Source organism: Paraburkholderia humisilvae (genome assembly GCF_902859855.1).
Taxonomy (GTDB): domain Bacteria; phylum Pseudomonadota; class Gammaproteobacteria; order Burkholderiales; family Burkholderiaceae; genus Paraburkholderia; species Paraburkholderia humisilvae.
Map to the genome: position 1 here is coordinate 142,329 of NZ_CADIKH010000008.1, position 17,551 is coordinate 159,879.

Below are 17,551 nucleotides of genomic sequence, written 5' to 3' on the forward strand. Positions count from 1 at the left end.
TTATTTAGCCCATCGGACCCCGGCCGGCCCCACGTGTCGCAATTATGACGCAAGGTATACGCGAAGATACACGGGACGTCCATTGCAGGTTACACGGTCCGAGGTGACACGATGGGAACCAGTACGCTTAAAATGGCGCCTTTCAACAGGGCGAGCGCAAGCAGGAGCGTTTCGTCCGCGCGCACGGAGTCCTCACAATCGATGGCTAATAATCCGTCATTGCTCGCCTCGGTCGATCTCGGTTCCAACAGTTTTCGCCTGATCGTTGGGCGCGTCGAAGAAACCGACGCAGGCAGCCAGATCTACCAGGTCGATGCGTTGCGCGAACCGGTGCGGCTCGCCGCCGGCCTGTCGCGCGACAAGATGCTCGATCGCGCGTCGCAGGTGCGCGGCTGGGATGCGTTGCGGCGGTTTGGCGAGCGGTTGCGCGACTTTCATCCGGATCAGGTGCGGGCCGTCGCGACCAACACGCTGCGCGTCGCGAAGAATGCCGGCGAATTTCTTGCTGAAGCGGAAGCGGCGCTCGGTTTTCCGATCGAAGTGATTGCGGGCCGCGAAGAAGCGCGGCTGATTTATGCGGGCGCCGCGCATTCGGTGCCGGCCAGCACGGGCAAGCGGCTGGTGGTCGATATTGGTGGCGGGTCGACGGAATTCATCATCGGCGCGCACTACACGCCGATCAAGATGGAAAGTCTCTATATCGGTTGCGTGAGCCATAGCCGCGCGTTTTTTCCGGCCGGAAACGTCGACGAATACACGATGCGCCAGGCGGAGCTTGCCGCATCGCGTGAAATCCAGATTATCTCCGCTGACTACAAAAAGACCGGGTGGGAACAGGCGATCGGCTCGTCGGGCACGGCGCGCGCGCTCGCGGAACTGGTCGAGGCGAACGGCTTCAACGATGCGGGCGTCACGCACGGCATTTCGCGCGGCGGCCTCGAGCGGCTCAAGCGCGCGCTGATCAAGGCGGAAAACGTGAACCGGCTGAAGCTGATCGCGCTGAAGCCGGATCGCATTCCGGTGCTGGCCGGCGGCCTGTCGATCATGCTCGCCGTGTTCGAGGAACTCGACGTCGACTATGTCGACACGACTGACGCCGCACTGCGCCTGGGCGTGCTGTACGACCTGCTCGGCCGGTCGCAGCATCAGGATATGCGCACGGTCACGGTTGAAGGGTTCATGCGGCGCTACGGTGTGGATCGTGCGCAGGCTGGGCGTATCGGCGAACTTGCAGTGCGTTTTTACGATCAACTCGACGAACCGGACCCCGAGCAACGCGCAGAGAACCGGATGTTCCTCGGCTGGGCGGCCGCGTTGCACGAAATCGGCTTATCGATCTCGCATAGCGCGTATCACAAGCATTCCGCCTACATTGCGAGCAATGCGGACATGCCGGGTTTTTCACGCACCGACCAGGCACGCGTCGCGGCGCTCGTGCTGGGTCATGCGGGCAAGCTGGGCAAGCTCGCGCAGACGCGCGACGTCGAATGGACGCTGCTGTTCTGCCTGCGCCTTGCCGCGCTGCTGTGCCGGCGGCGCGCCGACGTCGGTCTGCCGGACATCAAGGTGGGCGAGGCGAACGGCGGTTACGAGGTGCGCCTGCCGAATGCGTGGGTCGCGAACAATCCGCTGACCGATTACAGCCTGAGCCAGGAAGCGGCGGAATGGGAAAAGATCCGGACGCCCTATCGCGTCGTTTATACGGATGACTAATCGATTGGGTGAATCGCGTTGCGATGCAGCCGTTCGCTTGAATCGCTCGAATGACCAATAGAACAGCCCGGCCATGTCTTTGCCGGGCTGTTTTCTTCTGAACTTGAACGATGCGTGACCGGGATTAGCGCCGGCTTGTCGCTAATCCGCGACAAGCCGTGCTTCGATCAGCGCGGCAGCGCGTCGCCGAGGAAGTGGCGGGCATAGCGCGCGTTGATTTCCGACAGACGGAACAGCGTCAGGAAATCGGCCGCGTTGAAATCCGGATCCCACGCGGGCGCGCCGCAAATCTTCGCGCCAAGGCGCAGGTAACCCTTGATCAGCGGCGGCGGTGCGACTTTCGCACCGGTCTGCAGATCGTCGAACGGCAGCGGGGTATGCGGGAACGCGCGGTATTCCGGCGCGGTCAGCTCGCTTGCGCGCAGCGACTTGTACAGATTGGCCGCGTAGTGGCCGCCGTCGGCCATCGACACGCTCGCGCAACCGAGCATCGTCTCGTAACCGTTGTGCTGCATATAAGAGGCGAGGCCAGCCCACAGCGACATGATGACCGAGCCGCTACGGTAGTCGGCATGCACGCATGAGCGACCCACTTCGACCAGCTTCGAGCGCAGATGCGTGAGGCGCGACAGATCGAATTCGCCTTCCGCATAAAGACGGCCGATGCGCGCCGCCTGGTGCGGCGGCAGCACGCGGTAGGTGCCGACCACTTGCAGCGTGTCCAGATCGCGGACGATCAGGTGATCGCAGAATGCGTCGAATGGGTCGACATCGAGGCCTGCCGGGCCCGACAGATGCGCGCCCATCTCGTCGGCGAACACGCGGTAACGCAGACGCTGCGCTTCACGGAGTTCCTCGTCGGAGCGTACCCACGTCACTTGCAGGCGGTGCTGGGGAGTGACTGTTTCCTCGGCGCGTGGGAGACGGCGGCGCTCAAGCGGGATCGAAGCGAAGGGCAGGGTAGGCGTCGGCAGTTCTCGCATTGTGGCGTTCCTGGTCGAAAAAGTGAGGATTCCGCTTTGTTCGCCAATGTAGTAACCGCCGGTGACGTTTGCGTGGCATTGCTGTGACGATTCGATGACTTCACGTAAGGTTGACGCACGCCTGTTCGTATGGTTCGGATCAGATCAAATCGGGGCTAATGGCGGCCCGCAGGGTCGCTTCCACTTCCATATCGGTGCCGCGCGTGCGGCTCTCGATCCACCAGATGCCGCCCTTTTTGATCGACCAGCTGTCGCCGCTTTTCCCGATCAGCCGGGCCGCGGTATGGCCGAGCGTCGGCTGATGCCCGACCACGACCACCGTCGGCGCGATGCCGTCGGGCCAGCCGACCGCGCCGAGCACATCGGACGCGCTCGCGTCCGGCGCGATTTCACGAACGACCCGGTACTGATCGGTCAAGGCTTCGACCGTCTGCACGGTGCGCGTGGCAGGGCTGACGAGAATCACCGTGTCGTCGTCGAGACGGGCGCGCAGCCATTTGGCGCCGGCTTGCGCCTGTTTGCGGCCGCGCGAGGTGAGCTGGCGGGCGAGATCGCTCGACGCGGTGTCTTCGGCTTCGGCGTGACGCCAGAGGATCAGGTTCATCGCATGTCTCCATATGAGTCACGATGCGGACTTCATGTCGGGTCGACAGGCAATGTCGCATGCGGGATGCCGGACCGCAAGCGAGGTGGGGACGGTGAAGGGGGAGTAAAAAGTGCAGTGCGGTAAACAGAAAAAGGGGTTTAGCGTGAGCTAAACCCCTTGATTCCTTTGGTCGGAGCGAAAGGATTCGAACCTTCGACCCTCTGATCCCAAATCAGATGCGCTACCAGGCTGCGCTACGCTCCGACGAGCCGAGCATTCTACCTGGCTTTCGCGCCGGCCGTCAATGCCGGTTGAAATTTGCTTTGCGCCGACCGACGCGCAGCGCGTCCGGCGCTATATCGTGCCCATCAGCAACAGCACGATCACGACGATCAGCACGACACCGACGATGCCGGTCGGCTGGTAACCCCAGCTGCGGCTGTATGGCCAGCTGGGGAAGGCACCGATCAGCAACAGGATTAGCACGATCAGCAGAATGGTTCCGAGGGTCATGTTGTCTCTCCCTTGATGGCCTATGGCCGGCCCACGCGGTTCTTCGGCGGACCGTCGCGCGGGGGCGCCACGCGGGCGCCGTGGAGCCGCGCGTCCGCGCGCTCGCGGTCGGTACGTAGGTCAACGGCGCGGCGGTGGGCGAATGCCGCGCTGCTCATAACAAGCTTTCAGCAAGGCTTGTGCCCATGAGTGGGAGGCGAAGACGAGAGGTGGATAGCGCGATGCGGAAAGCGCGCGATGGGTATGTCGAAGCACCGCAGCAGAGAAGGACGCGCGACGCGCGCACGCAGCCGGTGAACGCACGCCACCATCGCGCGGCCGGACGGCAGACGAAAACCATCACGGGCCGGAAGCACGTTCCGCCCGCGATGGCGAGAGGCGCACGTCAAACGCGCGAGAAGCGGCGCGACACGCGCACAGGAAGCGTAAGAAGCAGAAGCGCTGCGATGCTCAGTGCTTGCGATGCACCCAGTCGAGCATATGGTGCTGGTCGAGCCAGTGATGCATCATGCCTTCCCCGTTATGCTCGCGCCGATAGTTTCTCGATTCGAAAATCGATAGCGCGACGAGCACCAGCAAGCCCACCCCAAGACCCGCCAAGCCGGCGATTGATTCGGCATCCATGACAGCCTCCTCGGACCACTGTGGCCACTTATCCCTACCCGTACATATTAGTTCACACGTGGCGACGTGCCGGGCGACCGGACGGCCTCGATGGATGCGGGATCAAGGCGGGAAGCCGTCGCGCGCGGCGCTTTACGGGTAGACTCTAACCCCCCAATGTTTTCAATCGGGTTTCGGGATATTCATGAAGCGTACTTTTCTGCTTGCCCTGACGCTGTCGGCTCTTGCCGGTTGCGCCGATGATGTGACCATGCACCCTCATAGACCGCCGCAAGACCCGGCGGACTATCACGGCGTGCCGACCGACACGAGCCCGCCGCAGATTATCGACGTACCCGATTCGGCGCCCCAATAAGCGCGAAGATCGCTTCCGGTGCGAGTGCCCACAGACGGCTCGCACCGCTTACGCAGCGTCGGGCGGAATACCGCGCGCAATGCGTGGTGCGAATCGGGCGAGGGTCACGCCTCGTGCGCCCATAAAGATCAGCAGCGCGGCCCACAACCCGTGGTTGCCGCCTGGTCCGGCAAGCGCCCACGACGCGGCGACAAACACCGCAAGCGATATCACCATCGATACCATCAGTTCACGCGTACGCGTTGCGCCGATAAAAACACCGTCGAGCAGAAAACCCCACACCGAAATGACCGGCGACAACGCCGCCCAGCCGAGATAGGTTCTCGCGGACGCGCGCACGGCAGGTTGATCGGTCAACTGCCCAATGATCCATCCGCCGGCGGCCCAGTAGACGAGTGAGAACCCAAGCGCCCCCAGTGCCGACCACAGCATCGTGACCTTGACCGCACGGCCGAACGCATGCCGGTCGCGCGCGCCGAGCGCGGCGCCGACCAGTGCTTCGGCCGCATGCGCGAAGCCGTCGAGTCCATATGCCATGAAAGTCTGAAAGTTGAGCAGCAGCGCATTCGCCGCGAGCGTCGCGTCGCCCTGTCGCGCGCTCAGATGCGTGAACCACGCGAACGACGACAGCAGGCACAGCGTACGAATGAAGATGTCGCGATTGATCGCGACAAGCCGTTTGAGCGCCGCTGCGTCGAACAACTCGCCGCGCGCGAACGCGGGCAGGCCGCGCGGCCGCAAGCGCCACAACAGGTACGCGCCAAACGCGAAGCCGACCGCATCGGCGCTCGCGGTGGCCGCGCCGATGCCGGCAATTCCCCAGTCGAAGCGGTACACATAGAGCAGTACAGCCACGATGTTGACCGCATTGATCAACACCTGCGTGACGAGCGCAAGCCGTACCCGTTGCGTCCCGAGCAGCCAGCCGAGCACGACGTAGTTGGCCAGCGCGAACGGCGCGGCCCAGATACGCGCGTGGCAATAGGCGCGCGCGTGCTGTTGTACGGCCGCGCTGCCGCCGAGCACACGGATTGCGTATTCGATCAGCGGCGTTTGCAGTGCGAGCACGACCGCGCCGATCGCAAACGCGAGCAGTAGGGCGCGCGCGACGTTGCTTCGCACGCTCGCGCGATCGCTGGCGCCGAACGCCTGCGCGACGAGGCCGGTGGTGCCCATGCGCAGAAAGCCGAAGCCCCAGAACACGAAGTTGAAGAAGAGGCCACCCAGCGCAACGCCGCCGAGATACGACGCGTTCGTCAGATGCCCGGCAACGGCGGTGTCGACTGCGCCGAGAATCGGCTGCGTCAGATTGGCGAGGACGATGGGAAAGGCGAGCGCGAGTACCCGTCGATGCCAACGCACGGGCAACGCGGGTGCCGTTGCGAATCGCGCGCTTTGTGCGCTCTGTGAGTTCGTGTCCAACCTGAAGCCGCGTTTAGCCGCGTTCCTGCACGCAGACCCACGGCGATACGACGACCGCCCACAGGTCCGGATCGCGCGCGGCAAAATCGACGGCGGTTTCCGCTTGCACGCGTTCGACGAGCCCGGCCGACAGCCATTGGCTCACCTGCTCGGTGTCGTCGTTCGCGATCGCTTCGGCCACGCTCACGAGGTCGAGATCGCGCACGACGCGCAACAGCATGCCGCGCGCAAAAAAGCGCTCGAGTTCCTGCCAGCCGATCTTTGCGGTTTCGCCGAGCAGCTTGGCGTAAAGAGGGCTGTGCGAAGGGCCTTGTGGAGTGTCGGAGGAAGTCATCGGCTTGCGTGGACGGAGTGCGTGCGTCAGTGGCGCGGGAACAGGGACGGGCGGCCGTTACTATAAACCATGCTGGCGGGCCCTATTTGACACGGCGCGACACGGTGCGACACATCGGTCACGGCATCGCTGACGGCATTGGTCACATCATTCGCCGCCGGATTCGATACGCATCAAATGCGCGGGGCAATCAAAAGCAACGAAAGGGTGCGCTTGCGCACCAAGCGCGACGAGGTCGGGTTGAGGACAGTGGTGGCGGACGCGGCATGATCGCGTTGCTCGCTTCGAACAGCCAGCGCCCTGGGCGCGCGAATGAAGACGCCCATTCCATGCGGGTCTTCAGGCCATCGACATTCCGACGAACAAACCGGCCGCGATGCACCGCGGGTTGCTTCGGCTTCCCAGGTGATCACAGTCGTTCGATCTTGCGTTCGATCCGTGCGCCGACTCACATTATTTGATCAATTAATCGATTGCACGCCTATAGGGGCGTTGCTAGATTTCGTTTCGGCGCATGGTAAACCGGTCCTTTGCCGATATGCGCCGAACCCCCGTTAGCCCGGCCTCGTGCCGGGCCTTTTTTTGGTTGTGCACGCATGCATATCTTCAAAAAAAGGGCTTTTTTCAGGGGGATTTCAAAGTCGGCGCACCAAGCGATGCATGAACCGATGCAACGGCCGACGCAACCGCGCGCCACGTCACTGCTTGCAGCGAATCACCATCGAACGATTTTTGACGTTCGCGCCCAAGATTCCGCCGAGCGAACCGCCCGACGTCGCGCCGTTGTCGACATCTTTCGAGATCACGTCGTAACCGTATGCGCCGCATGCCTCGCCCGCGCGCTGATAGCATTCACCCCAGTTCGAGCTTGCGTCGCTGCCGCTGCAGTTGATCGCAAAACCGGTGTCGCCGTTCGGCAGATACGTCATTGTTGTCGAGCTCGCGCAGCCGGCAAGCGCCGCCACGACGGAGATCGAAAGGCCCGCTGCCATCGCGCGCGCCGCCGCCAATACGGTTTTCATTCCACGTTCCTCTCTGTCATTCAAATAGTCGAGACGGCTTGCCGCCGTGTACTCACTCTCCAATGGAGCCGTCCGCGCCGCGCCAGGTTCCCGGCGCGTGCGAAGCGGCGCTCGTGTGCGAACGTTTGCGCGGCTTGCCGCGCGATGCCGTATCCGCTCAACGCGGCGGCAGCGAGCGGGACGGGTCGATCGAGCGGCCGCCGTAACGCAGTTCGAAATGCAGCATGACGCGGTCATTGTCGGTATCGCCCATTTCGGCGATCTTTTGCCCTTGCTGCACGGTTTGCCCTTCCTTGACCAGCAGCGCGCGATTGTGCGCATACGCGGTCAGATAGTCGGCGTTGTGCTTGATGATCAGCAGATTGCCGTAACCGCGCAGACCATTGCCCGCATAGACGACGGTGCCCGCCGCGGCCGCGACGACCGGTGTGCCGGCCGTGTCCGTGATATCGATGCCCTTCGAATTCTTGCCATCGAAGCGGCGCACCACGGTGCCGGACGCGGGCCACACCAGCGAGATCGGCGGTGCGTTGGCGACGGGCGGCGCGGCTGGCTCCGCGGCCGTGCCGCGCGGCTCGGCAGCGGCGCTGCTTCTTGTGCGCGCACTGGCCGTCGAGGGTGTCGCCGCCGCGCTGCCTGGCGGCGCGACGCGCAGCACCTGGCCCACCTCGATCGAATCCGCATTCGACAGATTATTCCAGCGCACGATGCTCTGCACCGGCTGCCGGTTATCGCGCGCGATCTTCGTCAGCGTGTCGCCCCGTTCGACGCGGTAAAACCCCGGCGCCACCGGCGCGGAACCACATGCGGCCAGCAGCGCGACTAACCCCGCGGTCACCGATAGGCCGGCGAGCCGTCTCATTCTTGTTGTCAACATTGGACCTCGCAAAACCGCCGCCGCAGCGGCTTGCCGACGACGCCTCGGGATCTGTCTGACAGGGCAGACGGATTCGGCAAAACCCACGCGGCAGAAACAAAACGCCCGATTTTAACGGTTTTGCGTTGCAACACAGAAAAAACGGCGCGGCGCGCCCACGGTTCGCATGCGCATGCGGTCAGTTCAACGCGGGCTGAAGACCTGCGGTCAAGGTAGCGCGCCGACCACGATGCGCAGCGCCGCGGTCTGGGCTTCACCCGGTTCGAGCCAGCGCAGACCTTCTTCGTTGTGGATCGCGTCCGGCAGGCCGAGCCACGGCTCGATGCAGTAGAAGTCCGATTCCGGCTTTTCGGTCCAGGTGGTGACCGCGAACCAGGGCACGGAGCCCGGCCGCTGCAGGTCGATCGTGATGCTGCGGTTGAGCCCCAGCTGCACGAGGCGGATAGGATGCGTAGACGCACCTTTCAGGCAATGGAAACGGTCGAGGATGTGCGCTTCGTCGAGCCGGTAGCTCGGTTCGCCGGGCTCGGCGGCCGCGAGCGTGCCGTCCGGCAGCTGATAGCGGCGCTCGGTGCAGGGCAGCTCGAGCACCGTTTCGTTGCGCTGCGTGTGCGGCAGCGCGAAGTAGAAGTGATGGCCGGCGTAGTACGGAAGTGCGGTGTGACCGGTGTTCGACGTGGTCAGTTCGACGTCGAGCGTATGCGTATCGACCAGCCGATAGATCGCTTCGAAGCGGAAGCTGAACGGGTAGCCTTCGCGGGTGGCTTCGCTATCGGTGAGCGTCATCCGCACGGTGGCGTGGGTTTCGTCGAGCGTCGCATCGAATGGCAGATCGCGCGCGAAACCGTGCATCGGTAACGCGCGCACCGTGCCTTGCCGGTCGCGCCACTCGCCGATCCGGCCGTCGACGAAATGGCGGCCGAGAAACGGAAACAGCAACGGGTTGCCGCCGCGGATCTTCGGGGGATGGGTCCAGTCTGCGTGCTCGGGCCAGAAAATGACGGGGCTGCCGTCGATATCCCATGACAGCAGCCGGCCGCCGGCTTGCGGCGCAAAGCGCAGCAGCGATGAACCTTGTGCGATCTCGAGGATGTCCTGTTGCTGGAATTGAGGCATGGTCGGATGCAAAGCGGGTTGAAGAAACGACTAGCGTAGCGCAGCGGGCGGCTGCGCGTGCGAGCGTCGCGCGCAGCCAGTCGGCGACCGCCGTCGGCTTTCGCCGCCGATTGTGCGCCGCTTTGCGCTACGGGGAAACCCTTTGTCGGGAAATTGCGAGTGTCACCGCACAGTCGTGCGCGTCGATAATCAGTATGACCGCCCGATCGTATCGAACCGGACATCGGGCTCATCGTTTTCCGGAGGCGCTATGGATCTCGCAATGGCAATGGGCGTGGCTCTGCTCGGGATGTTCGCGGGCAGTACGATTTATTTTTTTCACAAGATTGCACGCTAAAACGGGGCGTCGAGATCCGCGATAGCGGGAGCGCGTTGCGCATCCCGCCAGCGTCCTCTTAGTGCAGGCCCGCCTTGATCGGCGGGCCTTTTTACTTTCATGGTCGTAATAATCGGGCGCAACGCAAGTGCAGTGCGTCGTTTATGTGTACGGCAGTGCGGGAAAAAATAAGCAAAAAAAAAGCGCGGCGCTTGGCGGGGCAGCCTCGGCCAGGCATAATCGACGCGCCTTCAGATCGTCGGAAAAGCACGTCCGGCGCGCTGTTTCCCGTCTCCCTACCTCCAAGAGGACTGCCCCGTGAGCTTGTGGTTTCTGATTTTTCTGAGCGTGTTGCAGGGCGTCACAGAACTCTTTCCAGTCAGCAGCCTTGGGCACACGCTGCTGGTGCCCGCGTTGTTCGGGATGCACATCGACAAGCACACGCCGCAGTTGCTGCCGTTTCTGGTCGCGTTGCATCTAGGGACCGCGCTGGCGTTGCTCTGGTATTTCCGGGCGCGCTGGATCGCGTTGATCGGCGGCTTTTTCGCGTCGCTCGGCGGGCGCCGCAACGAAGACGGCCACATGATGTGGGCGCTGATCATCGGGACGATTCCGGCCGGTATCGTCGGCCTGGTGCTCGAAAAGCATCTCGAGCGCGTGTTTCATGACTTGCGTATCGTTGCGATCGCGCTGATCGTCAACGGCATTCTGCTGTGGTTGGGCGATCGCCTGCAGCGCTCGCGTGCGCACCGTGCGCCGGAAAAGCTCACGTTCAAGCAGGCATTTTTCGTCGGTCTCGCGCAAGTCGGCGCGCTGATTCCCGGTTTCTCGCGCAGCGGCCTGACGATGATCGCGGGCAATGCGGCCGGTTTGACCTCCGAAAAGGCAGCGGAATTCGCGTTCCTGCTTGGCACGCCGATCATTTTCGCGGCGGGCTTGCTCGAGGTGCCGAAGCTGTTTCATGCGCCTGAACAACTGGGGGATGCGGTGCTCGGTGGCGTGCTGACCGCGATTGCCGCGTATCTGAGCGTGCGCTTTCTGATGCGCTATTTCGAAGGGCGCGGGCGACTGGCGTCGTTCGGTGTGTATTGCGTGATCGCGGGTCTCGTGTGTCTGGGCTGGTTTATCACGCATCCGCAGCCGGTGTGATGATGGTGGCGTGATGCCGGTGGGGCGAACGAGGTTGCCACTGCATGCACTCGTTTGTACAACCGGCGTCGCACGCCGCCGTGGCTGTGCGCTTCTGCGCTCGGGTAGAATGCCGGCTCGCCCGCCATGGGCGAGCACCGAAGCGGCGAATTCCTGGTGCCGCTTCCGGTCAGAGGTGAAATGAGCGGGGCATTGGTGTAGCATCACCGCTCTTTCGTTGCGGCAGTAGCTCAGCTGGATAGAGCATCGGCCTTCTAAGCCGAGGGGCGGGGGTTCGAGTCCCTCCTGCCGCGCCAGGACTATTAAGGTTTTCCAACCAGTTTTCTATTCTGAGAGGCAGGTCTTTATCTGCCCTTAGGAAATTCCGAGGCTATGTTTGGCGAGCTTTTGGCTGTCAGACGCAGGACAGTTCACCCGGAAATTTTCATTGTCGTTCAGGCCCCGGTTTTGATTTGGGGCGCGTCTCTGCGTGGCCCTTCGCAATCCATCAGCGACCGGCATAGCTGTCCAGTTCCCCATTGACACTGAAGGACATTAAATCTCTTCCCCGCACATCATTCGCTAAATGTAGAATATTTAACGTGTTGCGTATAATTGAAACGTTAAAAAACAGAATGCATTAAAACGTTCACGAACCATATACGGCGCATTAATGAAAAAACTCATTGGTTGAATTGAAAATCAAGATTGGCGTATATGACGGGGTGCCCAATCCCCCGTTGGCCGGCGAGCATAAGTCCAATCCGTTGTGGCATAAAACTACTATACCAGACCATTATCAACTATTATCGATTCCAGGCTCTGCAAAAATGGAAATAGCGTGAAGAATCCACGCCTTCCAAAGTCCATCCAGTCGGAATATGTATTGCGCGAACGCGATATGGTTGTGCGCAAGGATTGGCTGCGCGATGAAGAGGGTTGTCTGCAAAGGAGCGCGTGCGTCCTCGAATACCCGGATTGGGTCAGCGCGTTCGCACTCACGAGAGAGGGAGACGCTCTTTTTGTGCGCCAGTATCGCAATGGCACGCGCGAGCGCAATCTCGAGATTCCCGGTGGCTGGATGAGACCCGGCGACATGAACACCGAAACAGCCATCCGCCGCGAATTGCGCGAAGAAACCGGACACGTATTCGAAATGCTTACGCCACTCGTCAGCGTATCGCCAAATCCAGAGACGCACGCGAACCGGCTGCACTGTTTTCTCGCGACGGGCGGAGTGCGCTCAGGTGCACTTCAACCCGACGCCGACGAGCAACTCGAGCTCGAGCGCATTCCCTTGGACCGCGTCCGAACGCTGCTTGATTCGGGGGCACTTCTTGACAATGGACACTTGACCTGCGTGTTCTATGCACTGATGCGGCTCGGTCTGCTCGACTGGAAAGGCGTATTGCGGCCACGAGCCTGAAAGTGCGACGGAGGATACCCGTGGAGAATATCGAGGTGATCCTGGTTGACGAGCATGACTGCGAGGTCGGCACGATGGAAAAACTTGCGGCGCATCTGCAGGGTCGGCTGCATCGGGCAATCTCGGTTTACGTCTTCAACTCGCGCGACGAACTGCTGCTGCAACGGCGTGCGACCAGTAAGTATCACTGCGGCGGCCTGTGGACCAACACATGCTGCGGTCATCCGCTGCCAGGGGAGCTGACGGCCGATGCTGCGCACCGCCGGCTTTTCGAAGAAATGAACCTCAACTGTGAGTTGACGAAAATGTTCGAATTCAGTTATCGCGCGGCCCTGCCGGGCGGGCTTATCGAACACGAATTTGGCCACATTTTCTTCGGGCGAACAGACAGCGTGCCCGTCCCCGCCCGTGGCGAGGCTGATGCTTTTATGTACCGCCCGCTCGACGAAATCCAGCGAGGCTTTGCCCTAACGCCGCAGGCCTATGCGCCCTGGTTCAAGCTCGTCTTTCCAACCGTCCTCGCACACTTCACGCCGCTGAACGCACCGGGATCACGATCTCTGGCCAGACGTTGAGACGTTGCACGGATATCGCCGGGAATTCACAGCGCGGTTCGATGAGCGGCGATCTGCTGGCCGTGCCAAGTCCCATCCGCCGCGCTTCCCATCCATCCCAGCCCCGCCTCCGTCCCCCCCAGCGGAAAATACTCCGCCCCGACCCACCCATTCCATCCCGCCGCCTGCAGCGTATCGAACACCTTCCTGAAGTTGATTTCCCCGGTGCCAGGTTCATGCCGCCCCGGCACATCGGCGATCTGCACGTGCGCCGCATGCGGCAGGCTCGCCAACATCCGCTCGATCAGATTGCCTTCGCCGCGCTGCACGTGAAACAGGTCGAGCATGATCTTCAGATTCGGACGTTTCAGCTTCTCGATCAGCGCAATCGCCTGCCGCTGTCTCGTTAGAAGATAGGCGGGACGATCGACCGCATTGAGCGGCTCGATCATGACCGTCAGCGCGTGGTGAGCAGCGATCCTGCAGGCTTCGTCGATATTGGCCTCATACGTGTCCCACGCCGCCGCGTGCGATATCGACGAATCGACGATGCCCGCCATCACGTGGACGTTCGGACACCCGATCATGCGCGCGTATTCGAACGCCTCGTGCAGCGAGTCGACAAACGCGCCGCGCCGGCGCGGGTCCGCGGCGAGGCCCCAATCGCCCGCGCCGACGTTGCCGGGCGCCGAATTGATACCGATCATCGGCAGGCCATGTTCGTGCAGCGTGGCGCGCAGTTGATCGGGGGGAACGTCATACGGAAACCACATTTCGACTGCGCCGAAGCCGGCCGCGCGCGCGGCGGCAATACGTTCAGCGAGCGGGCGATCCTGAAACAGCGTCGACAGGTTGGCGGAGAACTTGAGCATCATCGGTGGGATCGTGTTTCGGTTACAGAGAGTACGCAGTCAAAAACTTCAGAATTTGCGATGCGACTGCTTGCGGCGCCTCGCGCTGCGGAAAATGGCCGATGCCGTCGAGCACGACGCGGTCATAAGGGCCATTGAAGTAACTTTCGCGGCCGCTCGACGACGACGGAGGATTGCATGTATCGGCGCCGCCATGCAGTATCAGCGTCGGTACGTCGAGCGTAGGCGCCGGGTTCAGTTTCGCTTCCTCTGCCGCGTACTCCGCGTCGCCCTCGGCAAAGCCCCAGCGATGACGGTACGAATGCACGACCACCTGCGCCCAGTCGGGGCCGTCGAACGCGCGGCAGGCTTCGTCGAATGCGGCGGCGTCATACCAGCCGGCGGGCGACCAGGTGTCCCACATCAGACGCGTGAACGCGCGTCGATCCTCTTCGACCGCGCGTTGTCCGCGCGACGTCGACATGAACCAGTGATACCAGTAGTTTCTCGCCTGTTGCAGCGACAGTGTTTGCGACGGATCGTTGGTGCCGTAGCCGACCGATAGCATTACGAGATGCGATGCGGCGCCGCGATCGAGCCCGCACGCGTTCGCCACCGCGCGCGCGCCCCAGTCGTGTCCGATCAGCACGGGCTGCGTCACCCCCAGCGCGTCGCAGAACTCGAGCAGATCGCATCCAAGCGCGGCCAACTGGCCGCTGCGCGGCGTCGACGCGTCGAGAAACCGGGTCGGTTCAAAGCCGCGCAGCGCAGGCGCCAGCACGCGATAGCCGGCGGCGGCGAGCGCCGGTGCGACCCGCGACCAGCTCTCCGGACTATCGGGCCAGCCGTGCACCAGCACCGCAGTGCGTGTGCCTTGTGGGTTCCATTCGAGATAGCCGACATCCAGCAACCGGGTGCCGACGAATTGGTAATCGTCCATTGTTCGCTCCTGTAGCGCGTCACAGCGTAATCGATCCGCTCATCATAGTTCAGAGATAGAATGCAATTCGTGACTAATCAACCGGTTTTATTCACGAATCATGCAGAGTGCTAATTCGATCGAAACGGGCTCGGCGGCCGGGTCGTCGTCGCTCGACATCGTGCTGCTCCGCACGTTCCTGCAAGTGGTCGATGCGGGCGGCTTCGCGCTGGCGGGCGACCAGCTTGCGCTCACGCCATCGGCGGTCAGCGGGCACATCAGGCGGCTCGAGGAGGGCGTCGGCGCGAAGCTGCTCGCGCGTACCACACGCCGTCTCGATCTGACGCAGGCCGGCGAGACGCTGTACATGTATGCACGCAATATCGTCGATCTGGAACGTGAGGCTCGCGCAAAACTGCACGGCGACGCGGTACACGGCAGGCTGCGCGTCGGCGCCTCGGAAGATTTCGCGGGCACCTGGCTGCCTCAGGTGCTGCAGACATTTCGCCGCTGGCATCCGGATGCAACGATCGAGCTGAAGGTCGGCATTACCGCGGACCTGCTACGTCAGCAGGCGCGTGGCAAGCTCGATGTGGTGTTCGGCAAGCAGTGCACGCGCATCGGCGACGGAACCAGCGACGAAGGCGCACTGCTGTGGGCGGAACCGCTTGTGTGGGCATACTCGCAGGCAGCGGGGCTCGAGCTCGACGCGCCCGTGCCGCTCGCGGTGTTTCCGGACCCGTGCGTCTATCGCGAGTCGGCGCTGGCCGCGCTCGCCGCGCAGGCGCGGCCGTGGCGCATCGCGTTCGAGAGCGGCAGCATGGCGGGCTGTGTGGCGGCGGCGCTGGCCGGTTTCGCGGTCACGCCGCTTGCGCGCAGTCAGTTGCGCGACGGGCTGCGCGAGCTGGATGCCGCAGACGGTCTGCCCGAACTGCCGGACGTGCAGTTCTATGCGTTCGTGCGCAAGGTTGCGCCTGCCGTGACGGCGCTCGTGAAGGCCGTGTGCGAACTGGGCACAAAAAACCGCTTCGCGGGCGCGGCATCGCGATAACGCACCCGCGCCAGGCTAGCGAATAAAAAAGGGGCAGCCGAAGCTGCCCTGAAAAAGCGCGCTTGCTGGTGGTGCCCCCCGCCTGCAATGCGCTACTGCCTGAACCGACCTTGGCTGATTCCGGCGGCACCGCCGGTGCCGCTTACTTCTGCGTGAAGTCGAGCGCGTTCGTCAGATCGCCCATCGGCTGGCCGCCGTTCGCGACGAGCGCGTTGTCGCGGTTCGTCAGGCCCGCCAGCTTCGGCAATCCGAAGCGGTGCGTGATCAGGCGCAGGATCGACGTCGTGTCGTACTGCGTATGATCGACGAAGCCCTTCTTCGCGTACGGCGACACGATCAGCGCCGGAATACGCGTGCTCGGACCCCAGCGGTCGCCCTTCGGCGGCGCGACGTGATCCCAGAAGCCGCCGTTCTCGTCGTACGTGACGACCACGACCATGTTCTTCCACTGCGGGCTGTTCTGCAGGCGCGTGATCACGTCGGCGATATGCTGGTCGCCTTGTGCGACATCGGTATAGCCCGCATGCTCGTTCAGGTTGCCCTGCGGCTTGTAGAACGCGACTTGCGGCAGTGTGCCCGCGTCGATCGCCTTGATGAACTCGGCGCCGTTCATGCCGCCGTCGAGCAGATGCTGCGCGCGGTTCGTGGTGCCCGGCGCGAGGTCGGCGAAGTAGTTGAACGGCTGGTGGTGCGGCTGGAAGTTCGGCGAGGTCAGGTTCGAGCCGTTGATCACGCCGTTGGTGCCGTTCTGCCGGGACGCCAGCGCCGCGCCCCATGCGCCGCCGTACCACGCCCACGACACGTTCGCCGCGCTTAGCAGATCGCCGATGTGCTGCTGTGTCTGCGGCGGGAGCGTGTTCGTGGCGCTCGGGTCCGCGAGCGTCGCGTCGCCGCCCGCTGCCGGCTTGTTGCCGCTCGGCTGGTACGGTGGCTGCATCGTGTTGACCGCGTAGAAGTCTGGCGTGAGGTTGCCCGAGGTCAGGAATTTCGGTATCCCGTCCATTGCCGAAGCAGGCGAATTGGCGCTGTCGATCTGCAGCGACACACCATCGGCGTCGACCTTGGAAATCGAACCGGCTGCCGGGCTCGTGTCCGCGTTCGGGTAGATCGGCGTACACGCGCAGACGAGCCACTGGTGGTTCAGGAACGAGCCGCCGAAGGCGCCCATGAAGAAATTGTCCGCGAGCGTGTATTGCTGCGCGATTTTCCACAGCGGCAGCGTGCTCGCGTCCATCGAGTAATGGCCCATCACGAGGCCGCCCGAGTCCCCCCACGCAACGAACTTGTCGTTCTTGCCGCCGTCGATCTGCATCTGGTTCTCGTAGAAGCGGTGATACAGGTCGCGCGTCGTCGTTGAGATCGGCGTGTTGAAACCGGCGGGGTCGTTGATGGCGAACGGGCTGTTCGGCAGATTCGCGGTCATCGCCTCGGTGACGGCCGGCGTCACCCCTGTTTGCGTGAGGCCGCCCCATGCGGGTGGCAGTGTCGCCAGCACCGTGCCATCACGGTCGAGCTGTTGGGCGCTTGCCGCCGTCACATTCTGCAGACCGTTAGCATTTGGAAAGTTGCCATAAAGGTTATCGAAACTACGATTCTCGGCGTAGATGACCACAATGTTCTTCACCGAACTGACATCCGCAGGCGCCGAACTGGCATCCGTCGGTGTCGAGTGGGTGCCTGGATCGTCGCCGCCGCAGGCGGACAGCGCGAGTGTCGCTGCGATCGCGATAGGCGTCGCGCAGAGCCATTTCTTGTTCATCG

Annotated in this window: 19 protein-coding genes and 2 tRNA genes; 7 read left to right on the forward strand and 14 right to left on the reverse strand. The window is 62.9% G+C overall.

Going from position 1 to position 17,551, the window contains the following annotated elements; genetic code table 11:
• Positions 1-201 precede the first annotated feature (201 nt).
• Entirely contained in the window at positions 202-1,713 is a 1,512-nt protein-coding gene (gene ppx, locus HV796_RS10335) for an exopolyphosphatase (RefSeq protein ID WP_377692921.1), read from the forward strand.
• 167 nt (positions 1,714-1,880) lie between these two features.
• On the opposite strand, the gene HV796_RS10340 is transcribed toward ppx, so the two are convergent.
• The 5 genes from HV796_RS10340 to HV796_RS10360 all read right to left on the reverse strand — a co-directional run bounded on the left by HV796_RS10340 (position 1,881) and on the right by HV796_RS10360 (position 4,419).
• A complete protein-coding gene (locus HV796_RS10340) occupies positions 1,881-2,696 on the reverse strand; it encodes a GNAT family N-acetyltransferase (protein WP_175226368.1) in 816 nt (271 codons plus the stop codon).
• A gap of 139 nt (positions 2,697-2,835) precedes the next feature.
• Positions 2,836-3,300 carry a SixA phosphatase family protein gene (locus HV796_RS10345; protein ID WP_175226369.1) on the reverse strand — a complete coding sequence of 155 codons (465 nt, stop codon included), beginning with the start codon at positions 3,298-3,300 and terminating at the stop codon, positions 2,836-2,838.
• 169 nt (positions 3,301-3,469) lie between these two features.
• Positions 3,470-3,546: transfer RNA gene (locus HV796_RS10350), tRNA-Pro, on the reverse strand.
• A 90-nt stretch (positions 3,547-3,636) separates the two neighbouring features.
• Positions 3,637-3,795, reverse strand: coding sequence for a DUF3309 family protein (locus HV796_RS10355; RefSeq protein ID WP_175226370.1), 159 nt, complete (start codon positions 3,793-3,795; stop codon positions 3,637-3,639).
• A 450-nt stretch (positions 3,796-4,245) separates the two neighbouring features.
• The gene (locus HV796_RS10360) at positions 4,246-4,419 is read right to left on the reverse strand and encodes a hypothetical protein (RefSeq protein WP_175226371.1); all 174 of its coding nucleotides are present in this window, start codon (positions 4,417-4,419) and stop codon (positions 4,246-4,248) included.
• 184 nt (positions 4,420-4,603) lie between these two features.
• On the opposite strand from HV796_RS10360, the gene HV796_RS10365 reads away from it, so the two are divergent.
• A complete protein-coding gene (locus tag HV796_RS10365; RefSeq protein ID WP_175226372.1) occupies positions 4,604-4,774 on the forward strand; it encodes a hypothetical protein in 171 nt (56 codons plus the stop codon).
• A gap of 48 nt (positions 4,775-4,822) precedes the next feature.
• On the opposite strand, the gene HV796_RS10370 is transcribed toward HV796_RS10365, so the two are convergent.
• From HV796_RS10370 to HV796_RS10390, 6 genes are all read right to left on the reverse strand, one after another.
• Positions 4,823-6,196, reverse strand: coding sequence for an MATE family efflux transporter (locus HV796_RS10370; protein ID WP_175226373.1), 1,374 nt, complete (start codon positions 6,194-6,196; stop codon positions 4,823-4,825).
• A gap of 13 nt (positions 6,197-6,209) precedes the next feature.
• Positions 6,210-6,530 (reverse strand): DUF2288 domain-containing protein, encoded by a 321-nt coding sequence (locus tag HV796_RS10375; protein ID WP_175226374.1) that lies wholly within the window; start codon positions 6,528-6,530, stop codon positions 6,210-6,212.
• 173 nt (positions 6,531-6,703) lie between these two features.
• On the reverse strand, positions 6,704-6,943 hold the full coding sequence (locus HV796_RS43365) for a hypothetical protein (RefSeq protein WP_217477879.1): 240 nt from the start codon (positions 6,941-6,943) through the stop codon (positions 6,704-6,706).
• 285 nt (positions 6,944-7,228) lie between these two features.
• The gene (locus HV796_RS10380; protein WP_175226375.1) at positions 7,229-7,552 is read right to left on the reverse strand and encodes a hypothetical protein; all 324 of its coding nucleotides are present in this window, start codon (positions 7,550-7,552) and stop codon (positions 7,229-7,231) included.
• Between the two features lie 157 nt (positions 7,553-7,709).
• Positions 7,710-8,429: a peptidoglycan DD-metalloendopeptidase family protein gene (locus HV796_RS10385; RefSeq protein ID WP_175226376.1), complete on the reverse strand. Its 720-nt coding sequence runs from the start codon at positions 8,427-8,429 to the stop codon at positions 7,710-7,712.
• A gap of 207 nt (positions 8,430-8,636) precedes the next feature.
• Positions 8,637-9,545, reverse strand: a complete 909-nt coding sequence (locus tag HV796_RS10390) for an aldose epimerase family protein (protein ID WP_175226377.1) — start codon at positions 9,543-9,545, stop codon at positions 8,637-8,639.
• Positions 9,546-10,179: 634 nt separating this feature from the next.
• Between HV796_RS10390 and HV796_RS10395 the strand changes: the two genes are divergently transcribed.
• The 4 genes from HV796_RS10395 (at position 10,180) to idi (ending at position 12,990) form a co-directional block, all read left to right on the forward strand.
• Positions 10,180-11,010 carry an undecaprenyl-diphosphate phosphatase gene (locus HV796_RS10395; RefSeq protein ID WP_175226378.1) on the forward strand — a complete coding sequence of 277 codons (831 nt, stop codon included), beginning with the start codon at positions 10,180-10,182 and terminating at the stop codon, positions 11,008-11,010.
• A 219-nt stretch (positions 11,011-11,229) separates the two neighbouring features.
• Positions 11,230-11,306: transfer RNA gene (locus tag HV796_RS10400), tRNA-Arg, on the forward strand.
• 524 nt (positions 11,307-11,830) lie between these two features.
• Positions 11,831-12,415: an NUDIX hydrolase gene (locus HV796_RS10405; RefSeq protein ID WP_175226379.1), complete on the forward strand. Its 585-nt coding sequence runs from the start codon at positions 11,831-11,833 to the stop codon at positions 12,413-12,415.
• 20 nt (positions 12,416-12,435) lie between these two features.
• Positions 12,436-12,990, forward strand: a complete 555-nt coding sequence (gene idi / locus HV796_RS10410; protein ID WP_175226380.1) for an isopentenyl-diphosphate Delta-isomerase — start codon at positions 12,436-12,438, stop codon at positions 12,988-12,990.
• A gap of 26 nt (positions 12,991-13,016) precedes the next feature.
• Here idi and HV796_RS10415 read toward each other — a convergent pair whose 3' ends face one another.
• The gene (locus HV796_RS10415) at positions 13,017-13,844 is read right to left on the reverse strand and encodes a hydroxypyruvate isomerase family protein (RefSeq protein WP_175226381.1); all 828 of its coding nucleotides are present in this window, start codon (positions 13,842-13,844) and stop codon (positions 13,017-13,019) included.
• 19 nt (positions 13,845-13,863) lie between these two features.
• Positions 13,864-14,760: an alpha/beta fold hydrolase gene (locus HV796_RS10420; RefSeq protein WP_175226382.1), complete on the reverse strand. Its 897-nt coding sequence runs from the start codon at positions 14,758-14,760 to the stop codon at positions 13,864-13,866.
• A 100-nt stretch (positions 14,761-14,860) separates the two neighbouring features.
• Here HV796_RS10420 and HV796_RS10425 point away from each other — a divergent pair, with 100 nt between their 5' ends.
• Positions 14,861-15,790: a LysR family transcriptional regulator gene (locus tag HV796_RS10425; RefSeq protein WP_175226383.1), complete on the forward strand. Its 930-nt coding sequence runs from the start codon at positions 14,861-14,863 to the stop codon at positions 15,788-15,790.
• Between the two features lie 142 nt (positions 15,791-15,932).
• On the opposite strand, the gene HV796_RS10430 is transcribed toward HV796_RS10425, so the two are convergent.
• Entirely contained in the window at positions 15,933-17,549 is a 1,617-nt protein-coding gene (locus tag HV796_RS10430) for an acid phosphatase (RefSeq protein ID WP_175226384.1), read from the reverse strand.
• Positions 17,550-17,551 lie beyond the last annotated feature (2 nt).